Genomic DNA, 11,987 nt, shown 5'->3' on the forward strand with positions numbered 1-11,987 from the left:
GAAGTGCGGAAATTATGTGCGGACAAGCACGGTTACGGGAAGTGTCGCGAAAAGTTCCGCGAGATTTGGCGCGGCTTTCCGGTCGGAACCAAGTGCGACCGTGTACTCATCCGTAATTGCTTCGACACGAAAGTTCCATGTTTGTGGCCATCGCCGGCCGCTGTCGGTGAGTGGCGCGAAGTGCCGCCCGATCGCTGCGATAAGTTCCTTGCGGTTTCGTCTCCAGCGGAAGGCGATCACATGGTCCGCATCGGCGCCCGTGACGTCGAGAGCTTCGTAGGTGCCTCGCGTGAAAAGTTCCGCGTGTTCGTTGCGCAGACGAAGCAGCGCGTGCGTGAGCGCGAGCTTGAGGCGCCCGTCGCGCCATTGCGAGGCCAATGCCGACCAGTCTGTCGGGATGTCGGCGAGCCAGATCTTCCGTGTTGGGAAGTCAACGGGGCGGCGATTGTCGGGGTCGACAAGGGACAGGTCCCAGAGCTCGGTGCCCTGATAGAAATCCGGCACGCCCGGCAGCAGTGCCTTTAAGGCGAGTTGGGATAGCCCATTCAGCGCGCCAAGGAGTGCGGTCCGCTCCGCGAAGGCCGTGAAGGAAGTGAGAAAGCCCTCGGAGACCTTTGGATCGAGCAAACGCGCGACGAAATCCGTGAGGGCCTTCTCATAGGCTTCATCGGGGTTCGTCCAACTCGTCTCTTCCTTGCCTTCGCGGGCGGCCTTCAGCGCGTAAGCCTGCATGCGCTCGGCAAAATCGGGCGTACTCTCTCCGGGCCAGGCGCCGACCAGTGCTTGATAGAGCATGTACTCATGCCCCTTGCTCGGTCGTCGCTTGCCATCGATGTATTGGATCAATGCGGTATTGCGGCTCGCCCAGTCCTTTACGCTCGCATCCCATTCCCCGGCCATTTCCGAAAGTGCCAGGAGGCGGGCGCGGGCATCCTCGCCACGCTTAGTGTCGTGCGTCGCGGTGGCGGTGAGGCCATGATCGTGGTTCTCGACGCGCTGCTCCTGGCGTCGATGGAACTCGGCAGGGCTGAGCGCCGGGGCCACGGGATCGCCCCCGACTTCGTTGAGCGCGAGCAGCCGGTGGTGCCGATAGAAAGTCGTGTCCTCCAGGGCTTTGGCCATCAGGGGACCGGTGAACTGCTGCAGCTTGAGCGCAAAGTTGCGCAGCCGCGGCGCGCTGTAGCCGCCCTGGGCGATCAGATCGAGGGTGATGGCGTCGCGTAAGAAGTCGAAGATCTGCGGATCGGGGCCCTCCCAGCGCGCCCGGGCGCGGGCGATCGTTCCCTCGATGAGGTCGCGATCGTGCGTGCCGGCGCCGCCTGCGGTCTCGTAGGTGCGATACACCGGAAATTCGCGCGCATAGAGCTGGAGTGCCAGGCGCAAACGGTCGATCGTGTAGTCGCGTGTGCTGAAATGGCCGGCGGCAATGCGCGCGAGAGCGCGAGACAACACTGTGAACTCGCTCGCCAACATGCTGACCATGACGCGAAGCTTGGCAGCATCGAGCATTTCGTCGAAGCCGGCGCGCTGGCCGGTGAAACTGCGCCACGTCTGTTCGAGCGGCTGAAGCCCCTTGTCGTCAACCAGGACGCGGGAGATGGTGTTGAGCCATTCATATCCAGTCGTCCCGGACACGCCGGGCAGATTGGGCATCGGCTCGCCGTCCCCGAGGATCTTTTCAACGATGATGTAGAAGCTGGACAGCAGGCCGGCTTCGCGTCGCACTTTCCGTACGAGCTGGCTTAGCCGTCGCGTATATTGTGCGGGATCGCGTAGCCCATCGATATGGTCGAGGCGGAGGCCTTGCAGCCGGTCTTGCGCAATCAGCCGCATGACCAGCGGATGAATGGCTCGGAAGGTCTTGATGTCCTCCACGCGCAATCCGGCAAGATCGCTGATGTCGAAGAAGCGCCGGTAATTCACCGCCGAGAACGCGACCCGCCAGTAAGCGAGGCGGTAATGCTGCCGTTCGAGCAGGCGATGCAGCGCGCCGGCGCCGGCCTCGCCACGGTACGCCGCAAGCCCTCGCTCGATGACGGCTGCGGCGCCGGTAATGCCGGCAAGCCTCTGCTTCAGTGAGGCGGCGTCGCGATAGGCGGGGTGGTTCGGATTGCGATATTCGTGTGCGAGCGCGATCAGTTCGTGACCAGCCGGGTCGTCAGCGGCGGCCGCGGCGTTGACGATCGTGCGCAGCATCTCGCTGTAACGCTGCGGGTTGATCGGCAGCTTGTGCGTGAAGTACCACGCCGCGAAGCTCCCGTTCTCCGCGTCATACTTCAGCTCGATCTCACCTGCTTGCAATGCATCGCCGTACGGCCTGCCGAGGATCGGCAGCAGCACGCCGGGATGTCGCCGGTGCGGGAGCGCGTCCCAATCGATGTCGAAGGCGCCGGCGTAAGGCGATTTCTGACCCCACTCCAGCACATCGAGCCACCAGGCGTTGTCAGCCTGGCCGACGCCCATGTGGTTGGGAACGAAATCGAGGATGAGGCCAAGGCCGTGCGCCTTGAGCGCATCGCTCATGCGCAGGAACGCCTCGTCGCCGCCGAGTTCCGGATTGAGCCGGTCGTGATCGACGATGTCATAGCCGTGTGTGCTGCCGGGCCGTGCCTTCAGGAAGGGCGAGGCATAGAGATGGCTGATGCCGAGGTCTTTCAGGTAGGGGACGAGAGCCGCGGCCTGATCGAACCCGAAGTCTTTGGTGAACTGCAGCCGATAGGTCGCAAGCGGCACGGTCGGATCCATCACCGGTCTCCGACGGCGGCGTGCACAGACCATGCAACGAGTTGCGCGCCGGGTGTTTCACCCCAGATGGCGGTGCCCCAGGAGATGTCGGGACAGGTCTGGCCGGTACCGGAAAGGTTCGCCAGCAGCATCAGCGTCCGGTCGCCTGCGATCCAACGCGCGCTCAAGACCCGGTCGAAGTGTTTTGCTTCGCCGGCCTTCGTGATGGCGGGTAGCAGCGGCGCGACATGTCGGCGGCGGGTCTCGAGCAGCGCACGGACGAGAGCGAGTCGTCGTCCATGTGCCGGCTGGGCCAACGCCTGCCAATCGAGTTTGGCGCGCCGATAGGTCTCGGGGGCGAGCGGATCAGGGATCTCATCGCCATGCCTGGCGTAGGCCTCGGCGAACTCGCGCTTGCGCCCTTGACGCACGGCTTCCGCGAGATCGCCCTTGAAGTCGCAGAAGAATGGGAACGGCTCGGCGGCCCCCCATTCCTCGCCCATGAACAGCAAAGGCGGTGACGGCTGCAGCAGTAGAACCGCAAGAGCCGCTTCCAAAGCTGCGGGCTCGGCAAGGCCGGTCAGCCGCTCGCCGAGCGGACGATTGCCGATCTGGTCGTGGTTCTGGATGAAGTTGACGAAGGCGGCGCGGGGCAGATCGCGGCTCGGCTCGCCGCGCGGTTTGCCTTCTCGATGGGGCGAGGGATCGCCCTGGTAGGCGAAACCGTCCGCCAGCACGCGCTCGACCTGCTTCTCGGACGCCTTGTAGTCGCGATAGTAGCCTTGCTCTTCATGCGTCAGCAGGACGTGCCACGCATGGTGGTAATCGTCGTTCCATTGCGCGCGATAGCGGCCGGCCGGCGGCTCTTCTTGCGGCGCGAGCAGGCTGGCGACGTTATCGTCGTTCTCCAAGACAAGGTGGATGTGCCGTCCCGTTCGCGCGGCCAGTTCGCCGACGGCGGCACTGAGGTCGTGCAGAACGTGCGGCTCACCCGGGGTGACGATGGCGTGTACAGCGTCGAGCCGGAGGCCATCGAAACGATAATGATCGAGCCAGTGCAGCGCGTTCTCGATCGCAAAGGCGCGCACCTCGGGTCGCTCGTAATTGATGGCGCCACCCCAAGGGGTGTGCGCATCGCAGAAGAAGGTCGGTGCGATGCGGTGAAGATAATTCCCTTCCGGCCCGAAGTGGTTGTAGACCACGTCGAGAAAGACCATGAGCCCGCGCGCATGCGCCGCATCGATCAAGGCTTTGAGATCTTCCGGCCGGCCATAGGCTGAGTCCGGCGCGAAGGGCAGCACGCCGTCGTAACCCCAATTCCAGCGGCCGGGAAAATCCGCCAAGGGCATCAGCTCGAGCGCGGTGATGCCGGTTGCCGCAAGATGATCGAGCTTGCCGATTGCGGCCTGGAATGTCCCTTGCTCGGTGAAGGCGCCGACATGCGCCTCCGAGAAGACCGCCTCATGCCAGGGCCGGCCTTTCCAGTTCTTACATTGCCAATCGTAGCGACGGTCAATTACCTCGCTCGCGCCGTGAACGTCCTCCGGCTGGAAGTGGGAAGCCGGATCGGGAATCTCGAGTTCGTCGTCGATCTTGAAGCGATAGCGCGTACCGGGCCGCGCCTGCGGCACTTGCAGCGCGAACCACTCGCCGTGGCGCTCCATGTCGTGCGGCTTGTCGATGATGAGGCTGACGCTGCGCGCCGCCGGCGCCCACAAACGGAAGGTCACGCCGTTTGCGCCGATCAACGGCCCGAACTGCGGTCGAGCCATCACGCGAGGCCTGCGAACGCGAGCACGGTGCGCGCCTGGGCGCTCCATTGATCGCCGGGTTTGCTCGCGGGAGCATTGGGGTGGCCATTCGACGTGTCGAGCACGCACTGCCAGCGCCCGACCGCCGCCCATTCCGGAAACGTAATATCGACCGGCTCGTCGGCGCCGTTGAGCATGATGAACAATGGCTCGTCGCCTTCGCGCGCGGCCGCCAAGACATAAGCGACGAAGCGGCCGTCCGGAAAACTCCAGTCCTGCTCGGTCATCTCCACGCCGCTCGGCGTCAGCCATTTCACGTCGTAGGTGCCGTCTTCCTTTTTGCCTTCGAGCCAGCGGTGCGGCTTGAGCTGCGGGAAACGCTGGCGCATCTGCGTGAGGCGCCCGACCAGATCGGACATGTCGTCCTCGGTTCCGGCCTTCGACCAGTCCACCCAGCCGATTTCGTTGTCCTGGGCATAGGCATTGTTGTTGCCGCCCTGGCTGTTGCCGACTTCATCGCCGGCCAGCAACAGCGGCACGCCTTGCGCCAGGAACAACGTGGCGAGCTGATTGGCCCGCAGCCGGCGGCGTTTGGCCAGGATATCGGCGTCGTCGGTCTCGCCTTCCGCGCCGCAATTGGTGCTCACATTGTCGTCGGAGCCGTCCCGGTTATCCTCGCCGTTGGCTTCATTGTGCTTGTGCTCGTAGGCGTAAAGGTCTGCAAGCGTGAAGCCGTCGTGCACCGTGACGTGGTTGATGCTGGAGCGCGGGCCGCGGCCGTCGTGCTGGAATTGCGCGGCCGAGCCGGTCATCGCGTGCGCGATGTCGCCGATCAGGTTGCCCTCGCCACGCCAGAAGCGGCGGGCAGTTTTTCTATAAACGTCGTTCCATTCCGACCAGCCGGTCGGAAATCCGCCGACCTGATAACCGCCGAGGCCGATGTCCCAGGGCTCGGCAATCATCTTTACGTTCGCGAGGACGGGGTCCTGCTGGATGGCAGCGAAGAAAGGCGCGTTGCGATTGAACGCGGGTTCGCGGCCGAGCGTCGAGGCGAGATCGAAACGGAAGCCGTCGACGTGGAACGTCTCTACCCAGAAACGCAGCGAGTCCATCACCATCTGCAGCACGCGCGGATGGGCCACCTTCAGCGAATTGCCGGTGCCGGTGAAGTCATCGTAGTAGCGCGGCTGGTCCGGCATCAGCCAGTAGTAGGATGCGTTGTCGATGCCGCGATAGCACAAGGTCGGCCCGAGTTGATTGCCCTCGCACGTGTGGTTGTACACGACGTCGAGGATCACCTCGATGCCGGCATCATGTAGCGCGGCGACGGTGCCGCGGAAGTCGTCGATAACGTCGCTCCGCGCGTAGCGCGCTTCGGGAGCGAAGAAGCTCAACGTGTTGTAGCCCCAGTAATTGTGCAGCTTGCGGTCGACGAGATAGCGGTCGTCGAGGAAAGCGTGGATCGGCAAAAGCTCGACCGCGGTGACGCCGAGGCGCCGCAGATGCCTGATCATGTTCGGTTCGGACAGGCCGCGAAACGTGCCGCGCATGCCCTCGGAGATGTCCCCGCGGGTCTGGCTGAGACCTTTGGTGTGGGCCTCGTAGATGATGGTGTCTTCCCAGGGGATGCCGGGCCGGCGGCTATGCGCCCAGCTGTGCGCGGTTTCGACCACGACCGATTTGTACATGTAGCGGGAGTTGTCGCGCTTATCGAAGGAAAGGTCGGCTTGCTTGGCGCCAGTTCGATAGCCGAAATGCGCATCGTTCCAGGAGAACTGCCCGCCGAGACGTTTGCTGTAAGGGTCGATCAGAAGCTTGTTGGGGTTGAACCGGTGGCCAGCCTCGGGCGCATAGGGGCCGTGCACGCGATAGCCGTAAAGCTGCCCGGGCGTGACGTGCGAGAGATAGACGTGCCAGACGTCGTCGGTCCGCTCGGGCACGGTGATGCGCTGGGTCTCGCGCCGGCCGTCCCGGTCGAACAGGCACAGCTCGACCTTGGTGGCGTTGGCGGAAAACAGCGCGAAATTCGTGCCGCGCCCGTCCCAGGTTGCGCCCAGCGGATGGGGTGAGCCGGGCGAGATGTGCCCGTTAGATCTCAGGAACGAGAAAGACGGCAGCAAGCGGTGGGACGACAATGTGAATCTCCGGGCTATCGCGTGTCACAACTGTGGAGACCGCTCCGGCGTTCCCGACATTGCTGCCGCCATAAACGGCCGCATCCGAATTCAAGACCTCGCGCCAGGTCCCGGCGAAGGGTACGCGCACGCGATAGTCGTGCAGGACCTGCGGGGTGAAGTTCACCACCACGACGCAGCGTTCCTGCGGGTTCTTGCCCTTGCGAAGCCAGGCGTAAGTCGAGTGGTTGGCGTCGTCCGCCACCAGCCATTCGAAGCCTTCCGAATTGCAATCGAGCGCGTGCAGCGCCGGCGTATTGCGGTAGAGCCGGTTGAGATCGCGGATGAGTTGTTGCACTCCGGCATGCCGCGGCTGCTCGAGCAGATGCCAAGGCAAGCTCACGTCGTGGTTCCATTCGGTGTCCTGGCCGAACTCGCAACCCATGAACATCAGCTTCTTGCCGGGATGGCCGAACATGAGGGCGTAATAGGCGCGCAAGTTGGCAAAGCGCTGCCAATCGTCGCCGGGCATGCGGCCGAGGATCGAGCGTTTGCCGTGCACGACCTCGTCATGCGACAGCGGCAGGATGAAATTTTCCGAGAACGCGTAGTGCAGTCCGAACAGGATATTGCCGTGGTGATGGCGGCGATAGATCGGATCCTTGGACATGTAATCCAAGGTGTCGTGCATCCAGCCCATGTTCCATTTGTAGCCGAAGCCGAGACCGCCCCAGTCGACCGGCCGTGACACCATCGGCCAGGAGGTCGACTCCTCCGCCGCCGTCGTGGCGTGCGGAAACTCCTTGAACAACTCAGTGTTCGTGCGTCGCAGAAAGGCGATGGCGTCGATATTTTCGCGGCCGCCGTACTTGTTGGCGACCCAGCCACCTTCGGGCCGGCTGTAATCGAGGTAGAGCATCGAGGCGACCGCATCGACGCGCAAGCCATCGATGCCGTAGCGTTCGAGCCAGAACAGCGCATTGGCCGTGAGGAAGTTGGTCACCTCGACGCGGCCGTAGTTGTAAATCATCGTGCCCCAGTCGAGATGGCGGCCCTGGCGCGGATCCTCGTGCTCGTAGAGGCCGGTGCCATCGAAGCGCGCGAGCCCGTGCGGATCGTCGGGGAAGTGGCCGGGCACCCAGTCGAGAATGACGCCAAGCCCGGCCTTATGCAGCGCGTCGACGAGCGCGACGAATTCGGCCGGCGTACCGAAGCGGCTCGTCGGCGCATACATCCCCGTCGGCTGATAGCCCCAGGAGCCGTCGAAAGGATGCTCCATCACCGGCAACAGCTCGACATGGGTGAAGCCCATGTCCGCGGCATACGCCGGCAACTGTTCCGCGAGGTCGCGGTAAGTCAGCCACTCGGCTTGAGGCCCCTTGCGTCGCCATGAGCCGAGATGCACCTCGTAGATGGACATCGGCTGGTCGAGGGCATTGATGTTGTCGCGCGCCGGGGTGGGCTGTGGCAACGCCGCGGCATCCAGGATCACCGAGGCCGTCGCTGGGCGGATCTCGGCTGCGAAGGCGACCGGGTCCGATTTCAGCGGCAGCAGCGCGCCGGATCGCGTGACGATCTCGTATTTGTACTTTTGTCCGGGCTGCACGTTGGGAATGAAGATCTCCCAGTAGCCGTTGCCCCGCACACGCATCGCATGCCGCCGGCCGTCCCAGAGATTGAAGTCGCCGACGACGCTGACCCGCTGCGCGTTAGGGGCCCAGACCACGAAAGCGACGCCGTCGACTCCCTCGAGCGTCATCGGGTGAGCGCCGAGCTTGTCATAGAGGCGAAGATGGTTGCCTTCGCCAAGCAGGTAGAGGTCGAATTCGGACAGTACCGGCGGGAAGCGGTAGGGGTCCTCCAACTCCACGTCGCCGTTGCCGTAACGTGCGCGCAGCCGGTAATAGCTCGGATTATCCAGCGGTCCCTCGAACAGGCCGGCCGGATCGAGGCATGCAAGTTCGTGCTCCTCCTGGCGCCCAATCGCGATCACTTGGGTGGCATCGGGCAGGAACACGCGGACCAGCGTGCGGTCGTTCTCGGTATGCGGGCCGAGATAATGGAAGGGATCGGGGTGTCGGCCGGCAATCACCTGCCGCGCCACGGGCGACAATTGTGTCATGGAATGACCCCGCGCTGCTGCAGAAGGCGGACAGTCGCATCGAGCGGAATGTGCAACCAAGCCGGCCTGTTGTTGATCTCGTACTCGATTTCGTACAGCGCCTTCTCGAGCAGGAAGACGTCGAGCAATTCGGTGATCTGGGTTTCATCGGCCGGCCAGAGGCTAGCGTCGGCGATGCTCTCGCGGTAGGCCTCCCAGTAAGCTGCCGTGAATTGATTACCCCATGCGCGGATGTGCCGATTGAGTGTGTCGCGCTCCTCGGCATTGAGGTTGGGTTCGCGGTCGATGGCGGCGGATACTGCATAGTCGATCGAGCGCAGGAAGCCGGCGACGTCTCGCGCCGGTGGCGCCTTGCGGCGACGTTCGTCAAGCGACCGGAGCGGCTCGCCTTCGAAGTCGAGGATGTAGGCATCCTCCTTGGCGAGGAGAATCTGGCCGAGATGGAAGTCGCCGTGGTGCCGAATCTTGACGCCGTCAAAACGGGCATTACGACCGGTTTCGATGTAGGTCAGGATAGCATCCTTCCGCTCGAGCAGACGTGTCACAAGCGGCGCCGCCATATCCGACAGTCCGCGCACCTGCTCGAGCTGCGCGAATGTCGCCTTGGCGCGTGCCGCCATCGCGTTCGTCCAGCCCGTGATATCGTCCTGTGTGATCGGCTCCGGCGCGAAGGCCGGATCGTTTGGGTGGCTGCCGAGCGCGATATGCAGTTCGGCCGTGCGCTTGCCCATCTGCCGCATGCGCTGTAGCAGAAAGCCAGTATCGGCGCTTTCGGCGACGGCTTCGGTCGGTAGCAGCCGCTGCTCGTCGACAAGACGGTCTAGCGAGGCGCTGATGACGCTCCACGCGTCCCCTTGATTGCTGATGTAGGCGTGCACGACGGCAAGCGCGCTGCGGTTCTCGCCCTCGACCATTTCGACGGTACCGAGCAGCATCGGCGCATTCTGGAACTGCGCCACGTCCGCAAGAAAACGGCCCATTTCAACTTCCGGATGGATGCCCGGCGTAATGCGGCGCAGGAACTTGATCACGTACTGCTTGTCGACGATGACCGATGTATTGGTCTGTTCGTGATCGCCGCCGCTGATGCTCTTGGCTTCCGGGGCTGGCATGGCCATGAAGGCGTCCGTCGGTCGGAATTCGACTCGCGTGCGGTCCTGGCCGATATCGGCGCTCTCGCGGATCTTGGCGAGCACGGTCTGCACGAATTCCGGCTCGATGCAGGCATCGAGCAACGTGCCTTCGCGTGAACCGCGCCGCACGGCGGCCAGGATATTGGCCGGCCCGCGATCGATCGCGGTGTGACGTGTCCAGCGGATCGTCAGCGGCAGGAAGTAGCGGCTGGTGCCTTGCGAACTCTCCGCATCGACCAGGAGCATGGCAAAACGGTCTTCGCCGTGCTCGATCGTGACGGCTGCGGAGACCTTGGTCGAGATGAGTCGAGAGCCTTTTTCGGCGAACCATCGCCTGTCCGGAATAAAGCTCGGCAGCACGTCGGCCTCGAAGGCACGGCGTGTCCAACCGTAGACCGCGCTTTCCCAGGTGGGCCCGAGGACCAGCGTCGTGAGCTCCCGCGGCAGGACAGTCTCGGGCTCCCTTTCATCTTCGTTCACCAGGTGGAACCAGAAGAAGCCGTAAGGCGGCAGCGTGACGAGATAGGGCAGGTCGCCGATGCGCGGGAAGCGCGTGCGTCCCAGCATCTCCCGCGGAATGCGGCCCTTCCACGGGCTCATGTCCAGTTCGACGGCCTGGGCCGCGCGCGACATATTGGCGACGCAAAGGATGGCTTCGTCGCCGAGCTGACGAACGTAAGCGAGCACGGCCCTGTTGTTCGGACGGATGAAGGTGAGGGTACCGCGGCCGAACACCTTGGTGGACTTGCGGACGTTGATCAGCCGTTTGGTCCAGTTCAGCAGCGAGGACAGCGAGCGCGACTGCGCCTCGACGTTCACGGCCGAGTAGCCGTAGACCGGATCCATGATGCAGGGCAGGTAAAGCTGCGCCGGGTCGCACCGCGAGAATCCGCCGTTGCGGTCCGGCGTCCATTGCATCGGCGTGCGCACGCCATTGCGGTCGCCGAGATAGATATTGTCGCCCATGCCGATCTCGTCGCCGTAATAGAGAATCGGGGTGCCGGGCATCGACATCAGGATCGAGTTCATCAGTTCGATCTTGCGCCGGTCGTTGTCCATCAGTGGCGCGAGGCGGCGGCGAATGCCGAGATTGATGCGGGCGCGAGGGTCCGAGGCGTAGGTCGACCACAGATAGTCGCGCTCGGCATCGGTGACCATTTCGAGCGTCAGTTCGTCATGGTTGCGCAGGAACATTGCCCACTGGCAGTTTTCCGGAATTTCCGGCGTCTGCCGCATGATGTCGGTGATGGGGAAGCGGTCTTCCTGCGCGATGGCCATGTAGATGCGTGGCATCAGCGGGAAGTGATAGGCCATGTGGCACTCGTCACCCTCGCCGAAATATTGTTGCACGTCCTCCGGCCATTGATTGGCTTCGGCCAGCAGCACCTTGCCGGGCGCGTAAGTGTCGAGTTCGGCCCGCAGGCGCTTGAGCACGGCGTGGGTCGCAGGCAGGTTCTCGTTGTTGGTGCCTTCGCGCTCGCACAGATAAGGCACGGCGTCGAGGCGGAAACCGTCGACGCCGGCATCGAGCCAGCGCTTCATCACCTGCAGCACGGCGCTGACCACGCGCGGATTGTCGAAATTCAGGTCCGGCTGGTGCGAGAAGAAGCGGTGCCAGTAAAAGGCTTGCGCTTCGGTATCCCAGGTCCAGTTCGATTTCTCGGTATCCGTAAAGATGATGCGCGTGCCTTGGTATTTCTGGTCGGTATCGCTCCAGACGTACCAATTGCGCGCGCTCGAGCCTTTGGGGCTGCGTTTGGCGCGTTTGAACCAGGGGTGCTGGTCGGAGGTGTGATTGACGACGAGCTCGGTGATGACGCGCAGGTCGCGCCGCTTTGCTTCCTGCATGAAGCGGCGGAAATCCCGCATGCTGCCGAAGCTCGGATTGATGTCGCCGTAGTCGGCGATGTCGTAGCCGTCATCGCGCCCCGGGCTTGGATAGAACGGCAGCAGCCAGAGCGTCGTAACGCCGAGGTCGCGCAGATAGTCGAGCTTCTCCGTCAGTCCGGCGAAGTCACCGACGCCGTCGCCATTGCTGTCGGCGAAGGCCTTCACATGCAGCTGGTAGATGACGGCGTCCTTAAACCATAGATCGTCTTCGACGGTCTTGGACGCGAGGTCGATGGTCGGTACGACGTTCATG

General features: G+C 63.5%; 5 protein-coding genes. All 5 read right to left on the reverse strand.

Annotation, left to right across the window (positions count from 1 at the left end):
- Positions 1–12 precede the first annotated feature (12 nt).
- Genes treY through treS form a run of 5 tightly spaced genes read right to left on the reverse strand, consistent with a single transcriptional unit; the run spans position 13 to position 11,986 of the window.
- On the reverse strand, positions 13–2,778 hold the full coding sequence (gene treY / locus DW352_RS26030; RefSeq protein WP_342634885.1) for a malto-oligosyltrehalose synthase: 2,766 nt from the start codon (positions 2,776–2,778) through the stop codon (positions 13–15).
- Positions 2,745–4,496: a malto-oligosyltrehalose trehalohydrolase gene (gene treZ / locus DW352_RS26035; RefSeq protein ID WP_115694062.1), complete on the reverse strand. Its 1,752-nt coding sequence runs from the start codon at positions 4,494–4,496 to the stop codon at positions 2,745–2,747. Before treZ ends, treY begins: the two co-directional genes overlap by 34 nt.
- Positions 4,496–6,610: a glycogen debranching protein GlgX gene (glgX, locus tag DW352_RS26040; protein ID WP_245434254.1), complete on the reverse strand. Its 2,115-nt coding sequence runs from the start codon at positions 6,608–6,610 to the stop codon at positions 4,496–4,498. Before glgX ends, treZ begins: the two co-directional genes overlap by 1 nt.
- Positions 6,564–8,711, reverse strand: coding sequence for a 1,4-alpha-glucan branching protein GlgB (gene glgB, locus DW352_RS26045; RefSeq protein ID WP_115694063.1), 2,148 nt, complete (start codon positions 8,709–8,711; stop codon positions 6,564–6,566). The genes glgX and glgB overlap by 47 nt, the downstream gene beginning before the upstream one ends.
- The gene (gene treS, locus DW352_RS26050) at positions 8,708–11,986 is read right to left on the reverse strand and encodes a maltose alpha-D-glucosyltransferase (protein WP_115694064.1); all 3,279 of its coding nucleotides are present in this window, start codon (positions 11,984–11,986) and stop codon (positions 8,708–8,710) included. Before treS ends, glgB begins: the two co-directional genes overlap by 4 nt.
- Position 11,987 lies beyond the last annotated feature (1 nt).

The organism is Pseudolabrys taiwanensis, from assembly GCF_003367395.1.
Classification (GTDB): Bacteria; Pseudomonadota; Alphaproteobacteria; order Rhizobiales; family Xanthobacteraceae; genus Pseudolabrys; species Pseudolabrys taiwanensis.